Consider the following 24691-nt stretch of genomic DNA (forward strand, 5'->3'; position numbering starts at 1 on the left):
ATAGTTCTTAAAACCCTCTTCAATCATTTCTAAATACCTAATATGGGATTAAAATACTAGGACTATGTTATTATATTTTGGAATATTGATAGAGTCAAAGAAAATATTGGAACAAAAAAAGACCATTTCCATCATGGAATGGTCTTTTATATTAAATATAAAGCAATCACGATGCGTTACCGCTTCTTCCAGAACAGCTGGAGCGCCACCTTCGCGCACCATAGGGAGAACAGCAGGAACAGCAGCGCCCAGGCGAACGCCGGGAGCACGGTCATGTTGGCCAGGTTGGACGCGTCGCCCGCTTGCTTGGGCTGGGTCAGCGCCATGGTCAAGAGGGTCAGCGGACCGACCACGGATTCTTCCAGCACGAGAAAGGCGAGCAGCAGATAATAGAAATTGCGGACCTTATCGCCGAGGAAATAGAAGATCAGATTCACGATCATAAATATGATAAGCCACCATAATCCGTAACCGGCGCGAACGAAGAAGATGATCATGATGAGGGCAAGCACGGTAATGGTGATCAGGCCGGTAGCCTGTTTTTTCTTGGCATAGCCGTAGAACATCAGAATGGCGAACAGGGAGGCCGACGTATAGCCAGCAAGCGAGACCACGATCGGACTCCAGCCGCCGGAAGCCAGCATGGAATAGGTGACGCCGCTGTGATCGGGATTCAGCTCGATGCTGAGCACCCGGCCCGACATGAGAAGGGTCATGGCGGCATGCCCCAGCTCATGGATCATCGTATCCAGGATACGGAACCAGGAAGAGAAGGGGATCAGCCTCGTCAGAAAAGCCGCGCCCGCCAGAAATAACAATGCTTTCAGCCATTTATTCATTCGAAGGTCCTTTCAGCATAAAGTCATTCGCTAGACTATCATTCCGTCCATTATAATACAGATGAGAAACATGTGAAAACTCAGGTGGCTCCTATAGGTTAAATGGTATAATTGAAGTTGTGACGGAGGTTCATGTTCGATGAAAAACGATAAGCCTAACAACGACAATCACATAGATTCGATAAGACATACTACGCACGTGACCGACCAAGGGATTCGCTTTGCCGAATTCGAGCTGGCCGGTGATGAGCAGGATATTCCACTGCCGGACAAGCGGCCGAATCATCAGGAACAGGAGATCGTTAATCCTAACGCGCAAGCGAAGAATTCCCTGATTGTGAAGCCGCAGCAGCCGCTGGACATGAATTGGGGCGAGGACTTCCGCTATGTGACCAAGGAACAGCAATTCGTGCAGAAGGCGAGGGAACTCGCATGGCATGTGGAGGATGAGGCCCCTTTCGTAGCCTTCAAAAGCTATTGGCCGACCTACGACCAGATGGCCAGCGACCAGTTCAAATGGTATTTTTACTGGCGGGAGGAAGTAAGGTCCGGGCGATATCCGGATACGGACCTTTCCTATCTTTTTGTCTATTTTTACGAGCTGATCCATGGCGTGGGCTGGAGCGATCCCCTGCAGGGCTATGCATTGATGGAGCAAGTGTGGACGGCCTACCGCAAGCGTTATGCCAAGTTGGATACGTATCTGCGGGAGTGGTTATATGATTTTATGATCGTCCATGCCCTGGATATGCCGATCCGGGAGACGTACCAGCGTTTTCCGCGCGTCCTATCCGCTGAGCTGAAGGAGAAGGAATGGAAGCGCCGATTCTCCCTCCAGCCGGTGGAGCTGACGTGGGAGCTGCTGCTCGATTTGCTGGATTATGACGTGGAGAAGAGCCGTTTTTACCAAGAGAAGGGCCGCAAGGACCTGGAACGGTACGCTCCGAAGGTGATTGCGCTCGTGGACAGCTACTTAGCCAAAATGAAGGGGCAGCGTCTTATTGACCGCTTTCAGCCGCGGCCCCGGCAGGTGAAACGGCATTTATTCCGCAGCGCGGTGTACGATCACGGGTTATACGGCCGGACCGTCGTGCTGACGGTGGTGTCCTTAAGCGAGCACGCTCCTTTGCGCTCCTATATAACCGGGCTGGTCCGCTTGACCGAGAATAAGCTGCGGGAATTGAAGGGCTTCAAGGGACGGCTGCGCGGGGCGGATGCGGTAGAACCCGAAGTGGAAGAGATCATCACCCGGTATCTAAAAAAAGAGATTCAGGAGCAGATGGAGGCCGAGCGCAAGCAGAGCCTGCCTGAGGTTCAGATCGATACAGGGAAGCTGCGCCGCTTGCAGCGGGAATCGGACCAGGTCCGCGACATGCTGCTTACGGAGGAAGCCGGGCAGCAGGAGGTTGAAGCGGAGAACAGCCAACCTGCAGCGGAAATTGTAACGGATGCGGGAGCCTCTTCGGGCTATGGGGGACATGCAGCAACTAACAGGAGAACGGATGCGTCTTCAAAGGGGCATTCCTCTCCAAAATCCGCGGCGAAGAACCCTGAAGTGTTCCAGGCCGTGATGGATTTTGATGCGATTATTTATGAAGAGACGAAAGTTCCAGAGACAGGCCAGAATGGAGCTAAGGCAGCGCTCGTTTTGACCGAGAGGGAAGAAAAGGCAATCGCTGCATCGGAGGATGAAGGAACAGCGCTCGCTGCACCCGAGAGTAAGGAACCATCCGTCCCGGCGGCTGGTAAATCATCTGAGGGTGCGGTGGTTTGGAATACGGACGGACTGGATGAGGAATGGCAGGAGCTAGGTGAGCGTCTTAACCTTATACACTTGGAGGTCCTGCACGCCCTCAAGTCCGGACCGAACCGAACGCAGCTGCAGCGGATTGCGGAGCAGGCCGGCTCCATGCCGGCGCTGCTGCTTGATGAGATCAACGAGGCCGCGATGGATACCGTCGGCGATCTGCTGATCGATGGGGAGTCCATTGCGGATGATTATATAGATATGCTGGAAACATTGAAGTCCGTATAACTGGACGGATTGACATCGATTGAAATCGTTAAGACTGTAAGATGCTTGAAAGAGGTGAAACCATGACGGAACTGAAAATACCGAAGCGGCTCACGACCGCCCTCGTGAACTCCTTGACGGCAGGGGTCGTGCCGCGGGTGGGGCTGGAGTTCATCGCCGTCGGCCGCAAGCCGGAGGTGGAGTCGATCCTGCGCGACATGGATAATATCGCCGAGGGCGGCGCCGCCTTCCGGCTGATTACCGGCCGCTACGGAAGCGGCAAAAGCTTCCTGCTGCAGATCATCCGCAACTACGCGATGGATCGCGATTTTGTGGTGGCGGATGCCGATCTGTCGCCGGAGCGGCGGCTTGTGGGCACGAAAGGGCAGGGCCTTGCCACATACCGCGAGCTGATGACCCATCTGTCCACGAGAACGCGTCCGGACGGAGGCGCGCTGGAGGCTATTTTGCAAAAATGGATCGCCGCGATCCAGCAGGACATCATGCAGGAGACGGGCCTGCGCCCGGATGACCCTGCGCTGAACGATAAGGTGGAAACGCAGATTTATGCCGTGACGAACGGCATGCAGAATCTGGTGCACGGTTTTGATTTTGCAAAGGTTCTCGCTGCTTACTGGAACGGCTATAAGATTGGCGACGATGACCGCAAGGGAGCGGCGCTGCGCTGGCTCCGCGGGGAAGTCCCGACGAAGACGGAGGCCCGCAAGGACCTTGGCGTCGGAGTCATTATCGATGACGACAATTGGTACGATTACATGAAGCTGTGGTCCGAATTTACGGCGGCCATCGGGTATAAGGGATTGCTGCTGTTCATTGACGAAGGGGTTAACCTCTACAAAATCACCAACAGCGTGTCCCGCCAGAGCAACTACGAGAAGCTGCTGACCATGTTCAACGACACGATGCAGGGCAAAGCGGAGCATCTGGGCATCTATATGGGCGGAACGCCGCAGTTTGTCGAGGATGAGCGACGGGGACTGTTCAGTTATGACGCGCTGCGCTCCCGCCTGATCGACGGACGCTACGGCAGCAGTTCGCTGAGAACCTACACGTCGCCTATCCTGAAGCTGGACATGCTGTCGTATGAGGAAATTCTCATCCTCCTGCAAAAGCTGCGCGACATCCATGCCCTGCATTTCAAGTATGAAGCGCAGTTGACGGACGAGCAGCTGATCGCGTTCATGCAGACGGCCGTGAATCGGCTGGGAGCTGAGGAGCTGCTAACCACCCGCGAGGTGGTGCGGGATTTCATGGATCTGCTGCATACGCTGCATCAGCATCCGGAGGCGACGTTTGAAGAGCTGCTAGGCGAGCGCGCCGCAGCGCAGCCGCAGGGCAAGGGGCAAAGCGATGCTCCTTCGGACGATCTGGACGATCTGCTGGCGGAGTTTGAGCTATGAGAGCGAATCCTTTTTCCAGGTTGGCCCCGTTCATTCAGGAGTTTATCTATAAAAAAAGATGGGACACCCTTCGCGAGGCCCAGGTGGAAGCCTGCCGCGTCATGTTCGACACGTCCAATCATCTGCTGATCGCTTCCGGCACGGCATCGGGCAAGACCGAAGCCGCATTCTTCCCGGCGCTGACGGAGCTGTACAACATGCCTTCCAGCTCGGTCGGGATCCTGTATATCGGGCCGCTAAAGGCACTGATTAACGACCAATTCGAACGGATCACCGATCTGCTGAAGGAAGGCCAGGTGCCGGTATGGCATTGGCACGGCGACGTGTCCCAAGCCGAGAAAACGAAGCTGATGCAGAAGCCGTCGGGCGTGCTGCAGATTACGCCGGAATCGCTTGAAGGGCTGCTCATGAACCGGCCGAACGCCATCCCGGCGCTGTTCCAGGATTTGCGGTATGTCATCATTGACGAGGTTCATGCCTTCATGGGAGCCGACCGGGGCATTCAGGTGCTGAGCCAGCTGACCCGGATCGAGCGGATGGCTTCCTGTTCGCCACGCCGCATCGGGTTGTCGGCGACGCTCAGCGATTACGAGACCGCAGCCGGTTGGCTGGGCGCAGGCACGAAGCACGCGGTCGAGGTTGTCTCGCCGCAAGGGGGGCGGAAGCTGCGGCTGTCGGTCGAGCATTTCTCCTTCCCGGATGCGCGGGACGAGAAGCAGGCGGAGCAGCTGGAGCTTGCGCGCAAAGCCTACTACGATTTCGTATACGACAACACCCACCTGAAAAAAGCGCTGGTCTTCACCAACAGCCGCTCGGATGCCGAGCTGACCACGCTCGAGCTGCGGCGGATTGCGGCCAAGCGCGAGCAGCGGGATGTCTTCCATGTGCATCATGGAAGCATTTCCGCCATGCTGCGCGAGGAAGCCGAGGCCGCGCTCCGCGAAGGTCCGGGGCCGGCGGTCGCGGCGGCTACCCTGACGCTGGAGCTCGGCATCGATCTCGGCGAGCTGGAGCGGGTGATCCAGCTGGGCGCTCCGTACAGCTGCTCCAGCTTCGTTCAGCGGCTGGGCCGCTCGGGCCGGCGCGGGGATCAGGCCTCCGAGATGATGTTCCTCTGTCCGGAGGACGAGGACGAGGAGGCTATGCTGCCTGCGCGCATGCCATGGATGCTGCTCCGGGCCATTGCCGTCATTGAGCTGTATATTCGCGAGAAATGGGTCGAACCGCTGGCCCTGCGGAAGAAACCGGTCGGCGTGCTTTACCATCAGACGATGAGCACGCTCAAGAGCATGGGCGAGGCCGAGCCGCCGGATCTGGCTCGAGCGGTGCTCACGCTCCCGGCCTTCCGCGGCATCGAGCCGGAGGAATACAAGGAGTTCCTGCAGTATTTGCTCCAGACGGACCACATCCAGCGTACGGAGGAAGGCAGCCTGATCATCGGCCTTGGCGGGGAGAGAATCGTGAACAATTACCGCTTCTATGCGGTGTTTAAGGACGATGAAGAGCATGTCGTCTATAACGGGTCGGAAGAAATCGGATCGATTACGACCGTGCCGCCGCCAGGCTACTGCTTCTCGCTGGCAGGCAAGCTGTGGAAGGTAGAGGAAGTCGACACGAAGCATAAGGCCCTGTACGTGAAGTCGGCCAAGGGCAAGGTCGATACGTTGTGGCTTGGCGCAGGCGGCGATGTGCATACCCGCGTGGTGCAGAAGATGCGGGAGGTGCTCGCTGACAGCGCCATCTATCCGTACCTGGCGCCGGGTGCGGTGAATCGCCTGGAGCGGGCCCGCCGACTTGCTCGGGAGAGCGGACTGCTGAAACAGGTGGTCATACCGGCGGGCGGCGACTCCCTGTTCATTCTGCCTTGGGCGGGCAGCAAGCAGTTTCGCACGCTGGAGCGATTGCTTAAGCATAATCTGTCGGAGAGGCTGGCTCTCCGCTCTATCGTGCCGATGGAGCCGTATTACATGGTGGTCGCGGGCAAGGTCGATAACGAAACGCTGATGGAAGAAATCAAGCAGGAATTGGCGAACTGCGAGGACGCCGGCGCGCTTCTCGATCCCGACGAAGCGCCGTATCTCGGCAAATATGACGAGTTCGTCCCGCCGAAGCTCGTTCGCACCGCTTTTGCCGCCGACGGACTGGATCTGGAGGGACTGGCTGAGGCGCTGGGGATGGCACATGGTGCAGCGGGAAGGGGAGCTACGAATGAATGACAAGGAAGAAATACTTCCTGGTGGCAATGTGAACGAAGTCGTACGTATCGGTAATAACGTTCATCGTACTACGAAATGGAGTTCTTTCGTGCATGACTTGCTTCGACACTTGGATAAGCAGGGGTTCGAAGGTGCCCCCAAGTTCATAGGCATTGATCATAGCGGTCGGGAGATTTTGTCTTACATTCCTGGCGAAGTGCCGGGAAACCAATATCCTGATTTTAAACCCTATATATGGTCGGACCATGCCCTTATCCAGAGTGCAGCGTTGTTACGGCGTTATCATGACGCCGTACAGGGTTTTGCTGCAACTTCAATCCAACCCGAGGTTGCACATACCTCTCAGGCTTCGGGGGAGTGGGTCGATGAAGTGATCTGTCACAATGATGCCGCGCCATACAATATCGTTTTTCAAGATGAAGTGCCGGTTGCACTGATCGATTTTGATTTGGCTGCGCCAGGTCCAAGAATCTGGGACATGGTTTATATGCTGTATACCTCAGTCCCGCTGGCAAGCTTTGCAATAGATTACACTACAGGGACATCGATACCTTATCAATCGGAATTACATGCTGCGGATCGCACGCATAGAATATCGCTGTTCCTTAAGTCCTATGGCATATCACCGCCTCCCAACTTGAAAGAATGGACTATAAGACGCCTGAAGGCATTATGCGATACACTTACAACCGGTGCGGCACAAGGAAACAAGGCTTACCAGAACATGATCGATGAGGGGCATGTGGCCCATTACGAACGAGAGATTCAATTTCTGCAGGCACACTTCGAAGAGTGGTACCGGTGAAGGGTACCGATTTGAAGAGTGTCTGCTTTTTTTTCATATCTATCCCCCAATAGTCGTTGAGCATAACTGAAAAAAATATTTGTAACCCCTTCCAAAAAAGCATTGTGTTCACCTCACATATGTGGTAACTTATGAACATAAAAACGTTTTTATCGCAAAGGAAATGGAATGGTTATATGGGTAAAGTAACGATCAAGGATGTGGCAAGAGAAGCCGGAGTCTCCATTTCTACGGTTTCGAATGCATTGAACGACGTAGATGTATTGAACCCGGAGACCAAATCCCATGTGCTGAAGGTGGCGGAGCGGCTCAATTACGTACCTAACCTGAACGGAAAGCTGTTGAAGTCGGGCAAGACCAAGATGCTGGGCTTTTTTACAACAAGCGTGTCAGGGCCTTACTTCTACACGTTGGTGGAGTCGATGTCACGGGAATGTGACCGTCTGGGTTATGGTTTGAACGTGTTTGTGACGAAGGATAAGCAGGTGATCATGAGCAATATTATGGGCGGCCGTGTGGACGGCGTCATTATCTTCGAAGAGCTGAAGATCGACGACAAAGACATCGCTGCCATGGAGAAGGATAAGATTAAGGCCGTATTCCTGGATCGCGAGGTTCAGAACGAAACGATGGGCAGCATCATATTCGACTCTTACGTAGCCGGTTATGAAGCAACCAAGTACCTGATCAGCCTGGGGCATAAGAAGATTGCCTACATCTCCGGCGTGGATACGATGTTTGACAGCGTGCAGCGGAAGGAAGGGTATCTGGCTGCGCTCCGGGAGTGCGGGTTCCCGGTCGACGGAGACTACATACTGCAAGGCTATTTCGAGGAAGAGGGTTCTTATAACGCCGTCAAATCGTTTCTTCACTTACACCCAGGCAAAGTGCCCGATGCTTTTCTCGCCGGTAACGACGTGAGCGCCATCGGCTGCATCCGGGCCCTGAAGTCCCACGGATACGAGGTTCCGCAAGACGTCAGCGTCGTGGGCTTCGATGATATCGATATCGCGCAGTATTTTACGCCGCCTCTATCGACCGTTCGCAACCAGATTGCCAGACAGGGGATTTTGGTCGTGGATCATCTGGTGCGCATGATTCAGAAGAAAGAGAAGGGCAAGATTCAGAAGCTGCCGGGAGAACTGGTCGTTCGCGGCTCCAGTCACGTGAAGATGAATCGGAATGAACCGGTTTAACCGTGGGGAAGGATCGAATCAAACGGTTTTTTAAAAATGGTTTTATAAATTCGGGGTTTTTTGGCGGAAAATAAAAACGTTTTTATTATATGAAACGTTTTTGATCAAAGGGGGTTAAGCAGGTGAGCAAAACAGCTGCAGCAGTTCAGTCAACCGGAAAGGGAGCGGTTCAACCCACCGGGAAGAAGCCGATGGGGCAGAGGATCAAGGAATTCTTTATTGATTACAAGCGGCAATGGGAGCTTCAATCGATGATCATTCCCGGCGTCATCTTCATGTTCATCTTCTGCTACATACCGATTTACGGTTTGACGATTGCGTTTAAAAATTACACCGTTATCGATACGCTGGATTCCGCGCCGTGGGTTGGCCTGGACAATTTCAAGATCATTATGTCGGACAAGTATTTCTGGGACTCCGTCGTCAACACGCTGGGCATCAGCTTCTTGAAACTGGCGATCGGCTTTGTCATTCCGATTATTCTGGCCATTATGATTTACGAGGTTGGCATGGGGCGCTTCAAAAAATTCGTCCAAACCGTCTCGTACCTGCCCCACTTCTTGTCCTGGATCGTATTGGGCGGCATGCTCATTACTTGGTTCTCGACATCCGGCCTGTTCAACGAAATCTTGCTTGCTCTGGGGCTGATCTCGCAGCCGCAAAACATTTTGCTTGATCCAAGCAAGTATTGGTGGATTGCAACGCTGTCGGATATTTGGAAAGAGGCCGGCTGGGGAACGATTCTGTACCTGGCGATCATGGCCAAGATCGATCCTACCTACTACGAGGCCGCAAGAATCGACGGGGCCAGCCGCTTGAGACAAATCTGGAACATCACCCTGCCGAACATGAAGATGATTATCAGCTTGAATTTGATCCTGACTGTAAGCGGTTTATTGGGATCGAATCTGGATCAAACCTTAGTGCTCATGAATTCGCAGAACCGGGAAAAGGCCGAAGTCATTAACTCGTACGTGTACCGGATGGGTATGACGCAGGGAGATTTCTCTTACGCCACAGCCGTTGGTTTGGGCGTATCCATCATCTCCGTCATTCTGCTCGTTACGGCGAATAAGGTGACCAGTAAATTAAACGATAATCAATCCGTTCTATAGGTCATGCAGAAGGGGGTATAACGGTGAATTTCAAAGCAGCAAAAGGAGATCTCGACAGCCGGATCTTTGATACGATCAACATCATTTTACTGGTTACGTTTACGATCATCATCGTCGTTCCGTTATGGAACGTCGTCGTCTCATCCTTCAGCTCGGGCAGGTCCCTTGCCGAGGGTGGGTTCATCTTCTGGCCTACCGAGTTCTCGCTTGAGAATTATCAGGCCGTGTTCAGGGATGCCGGCATATGGAATGCCTTCTTCATCTCGGTGGCCAAAACCGTGATCGGGGTCATCACGCACGTGTTCTTCTGTGCGATGGTGGGATACGGCTTAAGTAAAAAATACGTCCGCGGCCGCAAGTTCTACGTGGCGATGGGTGTCGTTACCATGTTTTTCTCGGGCGGCATGATTCCGACGTACTTGTTGATCAAAGACTTGGGGCTGCTAAACAGCTTCTGGGTTTATATCATCCCGGCTCTGTTAAGTTTTTACGACGTTATCATTCTGATGAACTTCTTCCGCAACGTGCCGGATTCGCTGGAAGAGTCGGCGAAGATCGACGGCGGGGGCGACTGGAGAATATTCCTCAGCATCTTCATTCCTCTTTCCATGCCGGCTATGGCGACGATTGCCCTGTTTAACGGAGTCGGGCAATGGAACGATTTTATGACCACCAAATTGTATATCACGGATCAGTCGCTGTATCCGTTACAGATGATGCTGTATGAGATTATTGTGCAGTCCCAGACCCAATCGATGCAAAATATCGGTTCGGTCGCGATTCAGACGACGACCAAAGGGGTCCAACTAGCAACAATTGTCGTGACGACGCTGCCGATTGTTGTGATGTATCCAATATTACAGAGATATTTTATCTCCGGCATGATGCTCGGAGCTGTTAAAGAGTAGCGAAGCTGCAGCTCTTTAAGGGAGTGGAACAGAAGCAAGCCTGTAAAGACAGGGGTTATTGAGAAAGCGCTTTTATTAAAAGGGAGGGTTACAGGATGTTAATGAACAAAGCTATGGGTAAGAGAGGACTTACGCTGCTTACGGCATTGATGGCCGTTGTGCTGGTTGTGAGCGGCTGCGGCGGATCGGGGGGGTCCGGCTCCAAGAAGGAGAATTGGATTTCGATCGAGGACCGGTATACACCGGATCCGGAAAAGCCGGCTTGGCAGCTGGACAAAAAAGAAGAGACCACCGAGCTGACTTGGTACGTGAATGCAGACTGGTGGAACACGGATTTCGGCAAGGACGTTGTCACCAAGAAAATTAAGGAAGACCTGAATATCAATATCAAATTCATTACGGGCGACGATACCAAATTGAATACGTTTTTTGCCGGCGGGGAGATGCCGGATTTGATCACGACGTTTGACTCGAACTCCCCGGTCGTGCAGAAAGCGGCGACATGGGCGCTGCCGCTGAACGATCTGGCCGAGAAATATGACCCTTACTTCAATAAGGTAGCGGCGCAGGATACCCTCAACTGGTTCCAATTGAAGGACGGCAAAACGTACGGATACCCGAATTATTCCAATACGCAGGAAGACTATGACAGCGGCAACATTCCTGCCAAAACGGCATTTATCATCCGCAAGGACGTGTACGAGGCTATCGGCAAGCCTGCGATGGGAACGCCTGAGGAGTTCCGGGCTGCTCTCGCGGATATCAAGAAGCAGTTCCCTGCCCTGATTCCACTGGGCTTCAATTCCATCGGCGAAGGTACGGGCTCGCTCGGCGACGTGCTGCAGGATTTCATCGGCGTGCCGCTGGAAGACGAGAACGGCGGCTTCTATAACCGGAACCTGGATGAAGACTATCTGACTTGGGTGAAGGCGTTCAATACCGTATACCGTGACGGCGCGATCAGCGATGACAGCTTTGCCGATGACGGAACGGCTTTTGAAGAGAAGGTGAAGGCGGGCAAATACGCAACGATCATGCTGGACGGCACGCCGCAGCAGGGCGGAAACCTGCAGAGCTTCTACAGCAACAACAAAGGCAAAGAGTACATCGCAATTGACGGACCGCAAAGCACGGTCGGACATGCGCCGACCCTGAACCAATCCGGTATTACGGGCTGGATGATCAGCTTTATCACGAAAGAGAATGCAGACCCTGCCAAATCCATTCAGCTCTTCACGTACCTGTTAAGCGAAGAAGGACAAATGCTGATGAACTATGGCATCGAAGGCGAGACTTACCAAGTGAACGCAGACGGCACGGTGGAATTCCTGCCGGACGTGAAGGAGCTTCAGCTGAACAATCCGGATACGTTCAAGAAGGACTACCGCATGGGCGAATTCATGTTCTTCGGACATGACCGCCACAAGGCCCTGAGCGGGGATGCGTTCCCGGATGCGATCAAGCAAATGCAGGAATGGGGCAAAGGCAAGCTGACGCCGCACTTTATTTTGGAGAATATCAACCCGGATCAGGGCACGCCGGAAGCGCGCTCCCTGACGGCCATCAATACGAAATGGAACTCCACGCTCGTCAGCATGATTCGCTCGAAGGACGACGCAGCCTTCGATAGCCTCTTGAACGAATATAAAAAGTTCCTGGACGATAACAACTGGGATAAAATCGTCGAAGTCCGCAACGAGAAGATGAAAGCGAACAAAGAGAAGCTGGGGCTGAAATAAGTTTGCGTTAATGGATGGAAGGGCCCCTTGCTTGACAGGAGAGGGGCTCTTTCCAAGTTATCTTCGGTAAGCCATGGGTAGGAAGACACAAGAAACCTGGAGGGAAACAACATGCTGAACATCACCATCTACCAGTCAAACGGTGAAGAAGAATTATTCGTGAAGAAAGACAAGGCGCAGCTGACGCCCGTAACTACGGGTGCAGCGAAGCATTCGGTTGTCATCGATGAGGAGCAGACGTTTCAGGAGATGGACGGCTTCGGCGCGTCCTTCACGGACTCCGCTGCTTATCTGATCCATCAGGTGCTGGAGACGAAGCAGCGTTCCGAGCTCATGACCCAGCTGTTCGATCCAAACGAAGGGATCGGGTTATCCGTACTCCGCCAGCCGATGGGGGCATCGGATTACGCGCGTGACTTCTACAGCTACAATGATATGCCTGAGGGCCAGACGGATGTAGAGCTGGAGCAGTTCTCCATTGCGCATGACGAGGAAGATATCATTCCTCTTCTGCAGGAAGCGGCGAGATTGAATCCGGACGTGAAGCTGATGGGTTCCCCGTGGAGTCCGCCCGGCTGGATGAAGACGAGCGGGTCGATGATCGGCGGAGAGCTGAAGCCGGAATACTATTCGGTGTATGCTGATTATTTTGTGCGTTATATCCAGGGGTATGAAGCCAACGGGCTGCCAATCTATGCAATTACACCGCAAAATGAGGCATTATACTCGCCTGGTCATTATCCTGGCATGATCATGCTGCCCGAAGCGCAGAGCGATTTTATCAAGAACCATCTGAAGCCGCAATTCGTAAAGAACGGCATCGGTACGAAAATACTCTGTTATGACCATAACTGGGACAAGCCCGACTATCCGTTGACCGTCTTTGAGCAAGCGGCCGACGCTGTGGATGGGGTTGCCTGGCACTGGTACGGCGGTAAACCGTCGGCCCAATCCGAAGTCTTCGAGGCATTCCCGGGGAAAGAGGTTCATTTTACGGAAGGATCGGGCGGGGAGTGGATTCCGCCGTTTGAGCAAGCCTTCTCCAATGTGATGCGAACCGGAATCGAGATTCTTCGCAATCACAGCAAGTCTTATGTGCTATGGAATATGGCGCTGGACGAGAAGAACGGACCTACCGTGCCGGGCTTTGGCAAAAGCACCTGCCGCGGCATCGTGACGGTGAATCAGCAGACGAAGGAGCTTACCTATACGCTGGATTACTACGCGCTGGCACACTTTAGCAAGGTGATCCGTCCCAAAGCACGGCGCGTGGCATCTACCAGCCATGAGTCCATCCGTTCGGTAGCCTTCAAGAACACGGACGGCTCGATTGCCGTCGTGTTGTTCAACGACAGCGAGGCTTCGGAGAGCGTGGCGATCCAGCTGCGCGGGGAAGAGGCGTTGCAGCTGGAAATGCCGGCGAAGAGTGCGCTGACAGTCAAGATGGAGAGCAACTGATTGGAGGCTGCAGCGTCATAACAGCAACTGCTTGAAAGTTGCGACCTTTATAACTGGATGATAAAAAGCCTGGAACGATGGTTCCAGGCTTTTTTCTGTTTTCGTTAGAGATCAGCTTGTGGCCCTGATCTCGCAAGACAATTGCGTCCTATTCTTACATGACTATCGCTGTGCTCCCGAATTCGGTGGGGGACTACGCAGCGCTTATTCTTTTGTCAGACCGAACACGTAAGACTCCAGGAAAGCCTTCAGCTGAGTGAAAGATTCGGGCCTCGCGCTGTATTTATATCGTTCATTCGGCATTTTGAAGTGCATGCGCAGAAGGCCCGCGGTTTTAAGCAGGGACAAATGATAGTGCAGGTTGCTCTTGGAAAGACCGGTCTTCTGCTGTAATTCCGTAAACGTGACAGGACCGTCAGCGAGAATGTGCAGCAGCACGAGCCTCTTCTCGTCTGCTAATCCCTTGGTCATGCGCAGCAGCTGATGGGTCGGCGTATCTTCGTCCAGCTGCTCATCGTCTACGGCATAACTGATGATGAGCTGTCGGTTGCTCACGTAATCCATCCGGTTTAACGGCTTGATGTGATAGGTGGGAATGAGCAGAATGGCGTTATATTCGTCTTCGGGATCGAGCACGATCCCGCTTGTTGCCTCATCGATCAAATCAATGTAGGGAAGCTCCCGGCTCAGCAGCTCCATGCGGGCGGCGGAACGCCCTAACAGCTCGTGAATTTCCGGCGTGATGGGATAGGCTCGATGCCACTCCGACATGATTTCATGGCTCAGCTCCCGAAAGGTTTTTAGTCCCATCGGAAATCCATCTTCCAGATAAGGCGCCAGGAGTTCGTACAAATGGCCTTCTCCTAAATCGGCGAACCAGGCAAGAAAGCGCTCCACATTGTCTTTCTCCGGGCTGTCTGCGATGACCAGGTGCAGATAAGCAATGGTTTCGCACAGGTCCAGTCCTTCCAGCTTATCCGTAAACCAAACGGGCAGATTCTTCTGAATCTCTTTCCTCCATTTACTCCCCAGATCATGCATTTGATTTTTATTATCCGTATATGCGAACAAGCTGGTGATCAGCTCGTGAACAGGCGAATAGTCAACTCTGATAAAGGTCATGAGCATTCTCCTCCGGTACTTATCATTCCAGTCTCATGTTACCACATCTTAGGGAAAATAAATATTGAACTTTAATAAAGTTCATATATAATTGAACTTAAATTATTAGTTCAAAAAAATATGAACTAATGTACGGAGGAAAAGGAGTGACTGGATATGACCAATTGGTTCATTGTGGAATCTCTCATCAAGCAGCAGCAGGTGGAGTTACGATCGAGAGGCTGGAGAGTCCTGGAAATATGCGCATGATCGAGTGAGTTTGTTGGCACGCTTCTTACCAGCGAAGAGTCGTCCATTTCAGCCGGTCAAGAAAAGGGCTCAAAATTTGAACTAACGGGAACGAGGAAGAACCGACCCATATCCATACACGTGGAAAAAAGGAGCTGAAAATGAATGGACCTTTTGGCTGAGAATCGTTTAAGCGAGTGCGCCGTACAGGTGCCTGAATCGATAATGAATAACGAGGGAAGCCATGACGAGCTGTTGTCTGCCGTGCTCATGCTGCCCGAAACCTTAAGACAACCGATGTATTTGTACTATTACGAGGATTTCAACACCTTGGAAATTGCCGAAGTGCTGCAGATTGAGCCCGAAAATGTCCGGAACCGCATGAGCAGAGCCCGCAAGAAGCTTAAAATGATGCTGGGCAAGAAGCTGGGCGTGATACGGGACGGCCGGGAAAGGGCAAGAAAAGCTGCTTATTCGTCCTCTTGACTTCTTCCGTGAAGATCGAGTATGATTTCCAGTAACTTGAATAACGTGAGACAAAAGCAATGAAGAGAAAGAGTACCTTGGCAGCGTCTTTGAACAGAGAGCCCCGGCAGGTGAAAAGGGGTAAAGAAGGAGCCTCGGGAATATGGTCTCTGAGCTGTGCACCGAAACCCTGCATGGGTTGTAGGCTGTGCCGGAACCCGCACCCGTTACCGTGCTAGGGTATACACGCGATATATGGGCGTCGTACCCGAAGAGGTGAATGCCGCAAGGCATGAATGAAATTGGGTGGTACCACGTGAGCCATAAGCTCTCGTCCCTTTGGGATGAGGGCTTTTTTTGTTGTCCATAAAAAAAGGAGGAAAATCGATATGACGAACATTTTTATCGGCGGTGCCTGGCCATATGCCAACGGGTCTTTACATTTGGGGAGGCTTGCCAGCCTCCTGCCGGGCGATGTGTTGGCACGTTATTTCCGCGCGAAGGGAGATCACGTCTTGTATGTATCGGGCAGCGATTGCCACGGCACGCCGGTGGCGGTGCAAGCGATCCAAGAGGGCGTAACGCCGGGGGATATTGCCGATCGGTATCATGCGGAGTTCGCGGAGTCCTTTGCACAGCTGGGTTTCTCTTACGATTTATATACGCGAACCGATCAGGCGTTTCACCATGGCGTAGTACAAGAGCTGTTCCTGAAGCTGCTGGACAACGGTCATCTGTACCGTAAAACCGTGCTGCAAACGTATTGCGAAACCGATCGGCGGTTTCTGCCGGATCGTTATGTGGAAGGAGATTGCCCCGTATGCGGGAGCAGGGCCCGCGGGGATCAGTGCGACGCCTGTTCCACGATGCTTGATCCTTCCGATCTGACGAACAGGACCTGCAAAATGTGCGGGAACCCGCCGGTGGAGCGGCCCACCGAGCATTTTTATGTAGCGCTGTCGCATTTCCAAGCTGAGCTGGCGGATGATTTGAGTCACGCCCAAGGCTGGCGGGATAATGCGGTGCACATGACCCGAAGATACTTGGAGGAAGGGCTTCAGGACCGAGCGGCTACGCGGGATCTGACCTGGGGCATGGACGTCCCGGTTCCGGGCTTTGAGGATAAGAAAATCTATGTTTGGATTGAAGCGGTCAGCGGCTACTTGTCCGCCAGCAAGCAGTGGGCCGCGGAGACGGGCGGCGATTGGGAGCCCTTTTGGCGCAAGGGTCAGGGCGAGGTGACCGCTTACTATGTTCATGGGAAGGACAATATTCCGTTTCATACGTTGATTTGGCCCGCGCTGCTGAAGGGGGCCGGGGATCTGCATCAGCCGGATCGGATCATTTCTTGCGAGTACATGACGCTGGAAGGGAAGAAATTCTCAACCAGTCGCAATTGGGCGATATGGGTGCCGGATTTGTTACGCCGCTATCAGCCGGACTCGATTCGGTATTTCCTTATTGCGAACGGTCCCGAGAAGCGGGATGCGGATTTCTCCTGGAGGGAGTTCATTCACAGCCATAACGGCGAGCTGCTTGGAGCGTTCGGGAATTTGGTCAACCGGACTTTGGTGTTTGCGAACAAATCGTTTGACGGGAAAGTGCCTGAGGGTAGCATATCCGATGAGTGGCAGGGCCGGTTGGAGGCATTGTATCAGCAGGCCGGGGCGCTTATTGAGGAGGGGCGACTGAAAGAAGCGTTGGAGTTGATTTTCAGCGTGGTACGCCAGGCGAACAAATATTTCGATGAACGGAAGCCGTGGATTCAGGTCAAGGAGGATCGGGCCGCCTGCGGGACCACGCTGTACACCTGCATTCTGATTATGGCCAATCTGGCGAACCTGCTGCAGCCGTTCATTCCGTTCTCTTGCGATAGGATCCGCGACTTTCTCTCGCTGGAGCCGCCTGCGTGGAAGTGGTGCCACGTTCCGGCCGGCAGGCCGATTCATGGGGTGGAGCTGTTGTTTGAGCGGATCGATCCAAGCCGGATTGAGGAGGAGAGCCGTCGGCTGGGGGAGCTGTCCCTTTAATGGGGGAACTCACGGCTGCCCACCCATAGGGTCAGATTCGTATTCGTGCCAGGACCCTGTGAGGTGGGTAGAGATCAAGGGGTCTAGGGATCGAGAGTTGGGGAGTCAGGAAGCAAAGTATCACTAGTCGGGGATACCCAGGAATCAAAGTATCAAGAGTCGAGGAATGAGAAAGCAGAGTATGGGAGTCGAGGATCGAGGGAGCAAAGTAACAAGAGGAGGGGGTCGAGGAAGCGAAGTATCAAGGGTGGGGAGCAAGGAAACAAAGTATCAAGAGTCGGGGATTGTTGGAGCAGAGTATCAAGAGTCGAGGATCGGTGAAGCAAAGTAACAAGGTCGGGGATGAGGAAGCGAAGTAACATGAGTCGAGGAACGGTGAAGCAGAGTAACAAGAGTTGGGGATCGATGAAACAAAGTAACAAGGGTTAAGGATAGGTGAAGCAAAGTAACAAGAGCAGGGGGTCGAGGAAGCAAAGTAACATGAGTCGAGGAACGATGGAACAAAGTACTAGAGGAGCTTCGACAATGGGCGAAAATTGATGAAGCAACGTCGCGTGAGTGTTGAAGGTTTGCGGTTTGGATGGGGCTGGATTTGTGACGTTTGGAGGACAATGGTTCCGTTATTTCTATGTTTTTAGCCATATTGCAGGGATTTGAGGACAGGAGATCCGCTATATTCAAAATTTACTGGGATCCAACCGTGTAAAAGCTGCATTAACGGATCCTATGTCCGCATTGGCCCCAAGGCTGCCCGAATATTCACAAATAGCGGAACCAGTGTCCGCATAGATTCAAAAACAGAGTGGTTTCTGCCAAAAGGATTCTAAGAAGACCTGATCGCAGACTGATGCACATCCCATCTGACAATCAGGTTTAAGTCCTTGTTGGTTCCAAAAGCCGCCCAAAAATCAGCAAATAGGGGAACTAGTGTCCACGGATCGACCCCAAAAAAGGACCGAATATCAGCAAATAGCGCATCCTAAGCCTATGTCCGCATCGAAGTGCCGACTAGCGGCCCCAGGCAATCACTAGTCGACCCCAAAAAGAGCGACTTTGAGCGAGTAGAGCATCGGAGGATGCTTCTTTGAAGCCTTATGAAGCGAGAGTACGCCGCTTGAAGCACTGGCGGATACAAAAAGGAGCCTAGCGGGAATGCCGCGGGCTCCTCTTCATTTAAGCTTTTACAAGATCAGCGATCCGTTTCGTGAATCCAATTCGTCAAGACGGCGTTAAAAAGCTCAGGCTCCTCGAACATCGGATTATGGCCGCTTTGCTCAAAAACGACCTTTCTGACGTTTGCTTGCGAGCCGTCTACGGCATCCCATAGCGACACGGGGCCGACCAAATAGTCGTACCGTCCAAGACCGATGAAGACGGGGATATTGACCTCTTCCAGGCAATCGATCAGATTCAGCCGCGCGAAGGCTTCTCCCCATAAATGATCCAAGACGGGCATGCTGGTGAAGACCCCATCCCACATCCAAGCCGCATCATAGGCATAATCATAAAAGCTGTGGGCTCCCATCCGAATGCACATATGAGCAAACCGCCGTTCAGGCTCCCTTCGGATATCCTCCTCCAGCAGGGCGATATCCACTTCGAACTGCCGTTTCCGCTCAGGGCTTGCCGTCTCATTGAAAAAAGCGATGCTCTGCTGCTGCCGCTCCGATCTATTGGAGGGTGCCGTATTCAGCAGGATCACCTTGCGGACATGTTCCGGATAGGTTTGGGCATACGCCAGCGCCATAAAGGCGTGTCCCGAATGCCCCAATATGATAAAATCCTCCAGTCCCAGCGCTTGTCTTGCCCTTTCGATATCATCCAGAACCTTATTCAGCGTATAGTCTTCGGGTTCCAGTGTCCGAGGAGGCTCCACAAAGCCTCGATGGTCCAGGAAAATCAATTGAAATGACATATATAGCTGCTCCGAAAACAAGCGGGGGTAGTAAACGCTGCTTCCCACCACCAATATGGGCTTGCCGTTTCCGCGAATGGAAACATTCAATGCAAAACCTTCGCTCATTATCGTTTCTCGTGTATTCATTTGTATCGTCCTCGTTTCGTATAATTTTTAATCGCACCAGCCCCTTTCCTGTTCGGATTCCATTACATTCTCCATAGAACGTTCCAGCATTCTAAATCACCTCGATTAGCGTTCGTTCAAGCTCAGTATAGCATAGGAGCACAGGTACTCGGTGTAACAGATACCAGGCTTTCGTACATCGTACAAAACTGCTCCCTGTGCGCACGGCACGTGGTCCGGGGCATGCTTGGATGGGTGCCAACCATATCTGCCGCTGCTGAAAAAAAGCAAAGTATACAAGTTCGGACCGCTTCGAAAGGCCACTTATTCAGCGGTGTTCCGAAGGGTCAGGGCAAGTGCAGGATAATCCGCGGCAATCGCGTCCTTGCGCTCGAGGATGCGGTCAAATTCAAAGGCCGAGCTGAACAATTCCGGCTCGGGCTTGAACGTCACGCTGGTTCCCGTCTCTTGAGTCAAACCAACCGTCAAAAGACCCGTCTGTGGAATGCCGTGCCGGTATTCCTGCCGGTATATATTCCCGTCACGCCGAATTTCCACGGACAGCTGCTTGGAGAGGGCATTGACCACGGCAATGCTGATGCCTTTTTCCGCGCCGGGAACCAGAAAGTGCGCGCTGTTGTTGAACCGGTGGACACCGGTCAGAATCGACTGCACAACGGGGACATCGGAATTTGGGAGGGCCTGCACCGGAATGCCCCTTCCGTTGTCGGTCACCGTCACGCTGCCATCCTCATGCAGAAAAATGCCGATCTGATCGCCATACCCGCTCGTATGCTCCAAAATCGAATTTTCCACCACGGCCCAAAGCAGCTGATGAATATCAAAGCCATGCGAGGGCCCGAAGTACATCCCTGCATTGTTGCGGGTTTCCGACATCTCCAGGTAATCGCTGGCATCGAGCAGATCGCCGGCAGCGGACAACAGCAGCAGGAACGGCAGGCTTCGATGCTGGGGAAGAGCGTAGCGGCCCCCCTGCTCCTGGACGAGCAGGTCTGCGCCGAGCAGCGCCTTGAGATGATGATACAGCTGACCCGTCGTCCCCATGTTCAACCGTTCCACCAGCTCGGAGCCCGATAGTGGCTCCGCCATGACGGCCTTCAAAATATCCAGGCGCTGCTTGTTGCCCAGGGCAGCGAGGATTTTGGCCGCCTTCTCGGTATTCATGTCCAGCAATTGATTTAATCGGCGTTGCTGTGGCTCCCAGCGGATGTTTTGTCCGTTCAGGTGCACTTGCCCGGAGTAGAAGACAGAGCCATCTTCCGGATTGGGTTCATCTATGGTGGGCGCTGTTGCGATTTCTTGGCGGTATGGGTTTGATGCGGATGCAGGTTTTCGTTCCATAAGAGCTTGATAAACAAGCTGCTGCAGCTCCGCCATTTGATTCTTTAAGACATCCATCTCTTGGGTCAGATCACGTGTCATGTGGAATCATCAACCTCACTTTAGTTTATTATGTTATTACGTAATTATTATATTACGTAATTCCATTATTGTACACCCATTATAAGGAGATCGTTGTTTGAAAAAGCGGCTTGTTTGTCTATAGTTGTTTTTTCTCTGTTGGTGGCACTCCGATCGCCTTACAATGAACGCAAAGGCTGGTGACATTCATTTGAGCGAAAGAATCATTCGTAATTTTGGGCAGGGCGACATGCCTCTGCTAGGCGAGTTATATCAGGCGGTATCCGCCGAGAATGCGCTGTTCTGGTGGGTGGGTGACCGGGAGAATTGGGAAAACGTGTTCTGTGTTATCGAAGACGGGAAGATGGTAGCTAAGGGTCAGGTCGGGATCATGAACGTGATTCCGCCGGGACGTGCCCCGAACTGCAAGCATCATATTTACGTGAATCTCAAGGCGGTTCCGCATCGTGAGCGGGATGATGGCCTGTTGGACGAATTGTATCAGGTCCTGTATGAACGGGCGGTTGTCTTAATGAGGACTTTGCCGAAGACGTACGAGACGTATTTGTGCGTGGGCAATTATGTCCATGAGAGCGCCAATAACGCTTTTTTTACGGTGAAGAAGGGGTTTCAGCCGCTGGAGAACCTTTATGCCATGAAACGATCATTGGAGGAGCCTATTCCTGCCTTGCCGTTAGATGATCGCTATCAAAATCGGTTGTGGAGGATCGAGTCTGCGGAAGAGGAAGTGGAGTATTTAAAGCTCGAAGCTGAGATTTGGCCGGAAGCGCCGCTGGGTCTCGAACGATTACGGGAATATAAGGCGCATTCCAACTGGATCGCCATGAATGTCTTGGAAGGGGATACGATCGTCGGCAGTACCATGGCATGGCAGGAGGAGGGGGATGGCGTGATTGAAGATGTGTTTGTGCGGGAACCGTGGAGACGGCGGGGGATCGCCAAACATCTGCTTTGCCGCGCCATATCTTATCTTCAGGCGCATGGGTCCGCCACGGTCAAGCTGCAAGTAAAGGCAGCCAATGATACGGCGTTATCGCTGTATCGGTCGGTCGGCTTTGCCATAGACCAAGAGGAGCACCGGTTTTACCTGCCGCTGGAGCAGGAAAGCCACTAAAAAGGATCGACAGCCATGCGTGCGACAAGCATGTTGGTTAACAGCCATCGAAGCATGCCTCGGACCACGCAACGTACGCACAGGGAGTAATACGCAAGATGTACAATACAAAGACCACGCCAGGAACGAATCCTGGCGTGGTCTTTTCTATACGAAATTGAAAGTTATGAGGTTGATTCTTCGCCCCCGGAAACATTCGGATTGGCATCCAGAATGCCTACCGTGACATCCCACAGCTTCGGCAGGAAACGGAGGGTCTCTTCGGCCATCCGGAGCAGGTCATCGGTAGACGTTATGCCGAGATCGGCCAGGATCGCATCGAAAGCGGGAGCATACTGTTCTTGAAATTGGGGAGTCCCGTCAACCTCCAAGATGTTGTGGCAGCGGGCGAAGGTGGCCACCATCCAGAAGACGGCTTCCCGATGGCTTCCGTTTAGGATCAGCTCGCGGCTGCCGTCAATGGCAATCGGTCTTGCCTCCGGCGTAATGTCACTGCTGAAGAAAAAGGGTGTCTTCGCAATCGCAGCAGCAGCATCGAAGGTTCGGGCCAGTCCGTTGAGATGATTCATGGCTTGCTCGGCAGTCAGGTCTTTACAGCCCAGCAAACGTAACAGCTCCTCGTAGACCTCCTCTTGGTTATATTCCTTCAGCACGTCGCGAACTGCCGCATAGCGGAGTCTGACCGTGGGGTTGCGAAGCGCGGCGACCAGAAGCATATGGGTGGTTACGCCGGTAGGAAACAGCCACGAGGTTACCTGGCGATGCCAAGGAGCGGTAGGATCTATGGATTGGAGACCGTTCATGATACGTTCGCGCACGTTCTCACAGCGGCGGGTGACCCAGATCCGGTCGGCAAAATGCCGCGAGACGTCCGTCTGCAGCTTGCGCAGCTGCCCGGTCGGGTCGGACATCAGGGTGTCTACGCGGAAGCTGCCGGCCAGATGGTAGGACGTTAATACTTGCTCGGGCGAAGCTAGGTCCTGCCAGGACAGATAGGTGACCTCGATCAAGGCATCCTGGTAGATAAACTTCCCCGGTTTCAGCGGGGGCTCCGGATCCGCGGTGACTACAACGACGTCAATGTCTGATGACGGAGCCATCTGGGCATCGTCCGGCTTGCCGACCGTGGAGCCGCTGAAATAGGCACCCATGAATCCAGGCTCCCTGCTTGCATGCTGCAAGACCCAATCTGTTGCCGCTGCTCGTGCTGATCCAACGTTCATAATCAGATTCCTCCTCTACCTGCATAATGTCGCAGAAAATAACAAAAATATCCTGATTTTCATTCCTTAATCATTATATGGACTTCCCTTCTAATGTACAACCGCTTACAAAGGGGGCTTGGTCCGTCATCCACATAATAAAGAGATGGAGATGCATGCAAAGAGAAGATTAATCCTTATGGATGCAGGATACTGGAAAAGGCTCGATACATATAGGCTAGCACCGGTCTCCGCAAGTGTGAAATAAAAAACGGACTTTCCCATACTCGCTGTCGTTCGGCGATCGGAAATGTCCGTTTTTGTTGTGATTCTCTATTCTATTCATCTGCAATCACAAGCGTTGTATTGGTCTTCTTGAATGTTGGAATAAAGCTTGGATGGACGTTCGCATCCGTCACGATGGTACCGATTCTGTCGAGCGGAGCGATGGAAATGGTAACGTCTTTGCCAAACTTGGTGCTGTCCGCCATGACAATCACCTCTTTGGACAGCTCGATCATTTTTTTGCGCGTGATGGCTTCTTCCAGGTTGTAGTCGGAGATGCCTTTTTCGATGGTGATGCCGCTGCAGCAGATAAACGCCTTCAGCACATTCAGCTCATGAAAGTTGAAGATGTATTCATACGCGACGACGGATTGCTCCTCCCGCCGGATTTTGCCGCCGATCATAATTAGCTCCACGTCGCTGTCCATCAGCTCGATCGCAACCGGAAGTGAATTCGTAACCACCGTCAGCTTCTTCTTATGCTTCACGTATTTGGCGATTTGGTACGTGGTCGAGCCGCTGTCGATGTAGATGCAGTCGCCGTCATGAACGAATTCGCTGCATTTGCGGGCGATCCGGTCCTTCTCTTCCAGCTGGCTGACCATGCGCTCATCCATGGAGGATTCGCCGAACCGGGACTCCACGAGCTTTACCCCGCCATAGATCTTCTCAATCCGCCCTTGCTTGGTCAGGGTGTTCAAATCCCGTCGCAGCGTATCCACGGAGACGTTCAGCTCATCCGTAAGCTCCGTGATCTTCAGTACTTTTCGAATCGTAAGCAGCTCAAGTATTCTCTTTTGCCTCTCCAATGGAAACATTCGCTCACCCATTCAATCCGCATTAGTGGTTGATGCCTGTATTCATGTCTAGTTTACCGATTCGTACGGCCATGTTCAATACAGTTACCTACATTATTCATAAGTTAGGCATCTGTTAAGGATGAATATGGTCAATAGTTAGTATTGATTTATGAATGATGTATGCATAATTTACTTACATTTAACAGTTCCCATGATTCTTATTTACATATGGTTTTTATACTGAGGATGTGTTTAAGGAGGTGAGCCG

Annotated in this window: 18 protein-coding genes; 12 read left to right on the forward strand and 6 right to left on the reverse strand. The window is 52.8% G+C overall.

Annotated features, from left to right (window positions below; translation table 11 throughout):
* Positions 1–176: 176 nt before the first annotated feature.
* Entirely contained in the window at positions 177–839 is a 663-nt protein-coding gene (locus tag M1D70_RS01190; RefSeq protein ID WP_009590185.1) for a M50 family metallopeptidase, read from the reverse strand.
* 139 nt (positions 840–978) lie between these two features.
* Here M1D70_RS01190 and M1D70_RS01195 point away from each other — a divergent pair, with 139 nt between their 5' ends.
* From M1D70_RS01195 to M1D70_RS01235, 9 genes are all read left to right on the forward strand, one after another.
* Positions 979–2874 carry a TerB N-terminal domain-containing protein gene (locus M1D70_RS01195; protein ID WP_456288894.1) on the forward strand — a complete coding sequence of 632 codons (1896 nt, stop codon included), beginning with the start codon at positions 979–981 and terminating at the stop codon, positions 2872–2874.
* A gap of 62 nt (positions 2875–2936) precedes the next feature.
* A complete protein-coding gene (locus M1D70_RS01200; protein ID WP_456288895.1) occupies positions 2937–4274 on the forward strand; it encodes an ATP-binding protein in 1338 nt (445 codons plus the stop codon).
* Entirely contained in the window at positions 4271–6490 is a 2220-nt protein-coding gene (locus M1D70_RS01205; protein WP_456288896.1) for a DEAD/DEAH box helicase, read from the forward strand. The genes M1D70_RS01200 and M1D70_RS01205 overlap by 4 nt, the downstream gene beginning before the upstream one ends.
* Positions 6483–7295, forward strand: a complete 813-nt coding sequence (locus M1D70_RS01210) for a phosphotransferase (RefSeq protein ID WP_456288897.1) — start codon at positions 6483–6485, stop codon at positions 7293–7295. The genes M1D70_RS01205 and M1D70_RS01210 overlap by 8 nt, the downstream gene beginning before the upstream one ends.
* A 176-nt stretch (positions 7296–7471) precedes the next feature.
* Entirely contained in the window at positions 7472–8491 is a 1020-nt protein-coding gene (locus tag M1D70_RS01215; protein ID WP_036671292.1) for a LacI family DNA-binding transcriptional regulator, read from the forward strand.
* Positions 8492–8613: 122 nt separating this feature from the next.
* Positions 8614–9606: an ABC transporter permease gene (locus M1D70_RS01220; protein ID WP_009590171.1), complete on the forward strand. Its 993-nt coding sequence runs from the start codon at positions 8614–8616 to the stop codon at positions 9604–9606.
* A gap of 23 nt (positions 9607–9629) precedes the next feature.
* Positions 9630–10514, forward strand: coding sequence for a carbohydrate ABC transporter permease (locus M1D70_RS01225; RefSeq protein ID WP_456288898.1), 885 nt, complete (start codon positions 9630–9632; stop codon positions 10512–10514).
* Between the two features lie 95 nt (positions 10515–10609).
* Positions 10610–12253, forward strand: coding sequence for a sugar ABC transporter substrate-binding protein (locus M1D70_RS01230; protein WP_456288899.1), 1644 nt, complete (start codon positions 10610–10612; stop codon positions 12251–12253).
* A 111-nt stretch (positions 12254–12364) separates the two neighbouring features.
* On the forward strand, positions 12365–13711 hold the full coding sequence (locus M1D70_RS01235; RefSeq protein WP_009590147.1) for a glycoside hydrolase family 30 protein: 1347 nt from the start codon (positions 12365–12367) through the stop codon (positions 13709–13711).
* A 204-nt stretch (positions 13712–13915) separates the two neighbouring features.
* Here the strand turns inward: M1D70_RS01235 and M1D70_RS01240 are convergent, their stop codons facing one another.
* Entirely contained in the window at positions 13916–14833 is a 918-nt protein-coding gene (locus tag M1D70_RS01240; RefSeq protein WP_009590156.1) for an ArsR/SmtB family transcription factor, read from the reverse strand.
* A gap of 393 nt (positions 14834–15226) precedes the next feature.
* Between M1D70_RS01240 and M1D70_RS01245 the strand changes: the two genes are divergently transcribed.
* Both M1D70_RS01245 and metG read left to right on the forward strand, forming a co-directional pair.
* On the forward strand, positions 15227–15547 hold the full coding sequence (locus tag M1D70_RS01245; protein WP_456288900.1) for a sigma factor-like helix-turn-helix DNA-binding protein: 321 nt from the start codon (positions 15227–15229) through the stop codon (positions 15545–15547).
* 368 nt (positions 15548–15915) lie between these two features.
* Positions 15916–17556, forward strand: a complete 1641-nt coding sequence (metG, locus tag M1D70_RS01250) for a methionine--tRNA ligase (protein ID WP_456288901.1) — start codon at positions 15916–15918, stop codon at positions 17554–17556.
* 1189 nt (positions 17557–18745) lie between these two features.
* Here the strand turns inward: metG and M1D70_RS01255 are convergent.
* Positions 18746–19600, reverse strand: a complete 855-nt coding sequence (locus M1D70_RS01255; protein ID WP_456288902.1) for an alpha/beta fold hydrolase — start codon at positions 19598–19600, stop codon at positions 18746–18748.
* Between the two features lie 303 nt (positions 19601–19903).
* Complete coding sequence (locus M1D70_RS01260; RefSeq protein WP_456288903.1) at positions 19904–21022, reverse strand: ATP-binding protein; 1119 nt, start codon at positions 21020–21022, stop codon at positions 19904–19906.
* 229 nt (positions 21023–21251) lie between these two features.
* On the opposite strand from M1D70_RS01260, the gene M1D70_RS01265 reads away from it, so the two are divergent.
* Complete coding sequence (locus M1D70_RS01265) at positions 21252–22136, forward strand: GNAT family N-acetyltransferase (protein WP_456290375.1); 885 nt, start codon at positions 21252–21254, stop codon at positions 22134–22136.
* Positions 22137–22300: 164 nt separating this feature from the next.
* On the opposite strand, the gene M1D70_RS01270 is transcribed toward M1D70_RS01265, so the two are convergent.
* On the reverse strand, positions 22301–23359 hold the full coding sequence (locus M1D70_RS01270; RefSeq protein ID WP_456288904.1) for a hypothetical protein: 1059 nt from the start codon (positions 23357–23359) through the stop codon (positions 22301–22303).
* A 317-nt stretch (positions 23360–23676) separates the two neighbouring features.
* The gene (locus tag M1D70_RS01275; protein ID WP_456290376.1) at positions 23677–24441 is read right to left on the reverse strand and encodes a DeoR/GlpR family DNA-binding transcription regulator; all 765 of its coding nucleotides are present in this window, start codon (positions 24439–24441) and stop codon (positions 23677–23679) included.
* Positions 24442–24691: the final 250 nt, after the last annotated feature.

Source organism: Paenibacillus sp. AK002, assembly GCF_053903045.1.

Coding starts and splice junctions, on each gene's coding strand:
- M1D70_RS01205 (WP_456288896.1), top strand. CDS start 4,271: ATGAGAGCGAATCCTTTTTCCAGGTTGGCCCCGTTCATTCAGGAGTTT.
- M1D70_RS01215 (WP_036671292.1), top strand. CDS start 7,472: ATGGGTAAAGTAACGATCAAGGATGTGGCAAGAGAAGCCGGAGTCTCC.
- M1D70_RS01210 (WP_456288897.1), top strand. CDS start 6,483: ATGAATGACAAGGAAGAAATACTTCCTGGTGGCAATGTGAACGAAGTC.
- M1D70_RS01260 (WP_456288903.1), bottom strand. CDS start 21,022: ATGACACGTGATCTGACCCAAGAGATGGATGTCTTAAAGAATCAAATG.
- M1D70_RS01270 (WP_456288904.1), bottom strand. CDS start 23,359: ATGAACGTTGGATCAGCACGAGCAGCGGCAACAGATTGGGTCTTGCAG.
- M1D70_RS01230 (WP_456288899.1), top strand. CDS start 10,610: ATGTTAATGAACAAAGCTATGGGTAAGAGAGGACTTACGCTGCTTACG.
- M1D70_RS01240 (WP_009590156.1), bottom strand. CDS start 14,833: ATGACCTTTATCAGAGTTGACTATTCGCCTGTTCACGAGCTGATCACC.
- metG (WP_456288901.1), top strand. CDS start 15,916: ATGACGAACATTTTTATCGGCGGTGCCTGGCCATATGCCAACGGGTCT.
- M1D70_RS01235 (WP_009590147.1), top strand. CDS start 12,365: ATGCTGAACATCACCATCTACCAGTCAAACGGTGAAGAAGAATTATTC.
- M1D70_RS01265 (WP_456290375.1), top strand. CDS start 21,252: ATGCCTCTGCTAGGCGAGTTATATCAGGCGGTATCCGCCGAGAATGCG.
- M1D70_RS01195 (WP_456288894.1), top strand. CDS start 979: ATGAAAAACGATAAGCCTAACAACGACAATCACATAGATTCGATAAGA.
- M1D70_RS01255 (WP_456288902.1), bottom strand. CDS start 19,600: ATGAATACACGAGAAACGATAATGAGCGAAGGTTTTGCATTGAATGTT.
- M1D70_RS01200 (WP_456288895.1), top strand. CDS start 2,937: ATGACGGAACTGAAAATACCGAAGCGGCTCACGACCGCCCTCGTGAAC.
- M1D70_RS01275 (WP_456290376.1), bottom strand. CDS start 24,441: ATGTTTCCATTGGAGAGGCAAAAGAGAATACTTGAGCTGCTTACGATT.
- M1D70_RS01245 (WP_456288900.1), top strand. CDS start 15,227: ATGGACCTTTTGGCTGAGAATCGTTTAAGCGAGTGCGCCGTACAGGTG.
- M1D70_RS01190 (WP_009590185.1), bottom strand. CDS start 839: ATGAATAAATGGCTGAAAGCATTGTTATTTCTGGCGGGCGCGGCTTTT.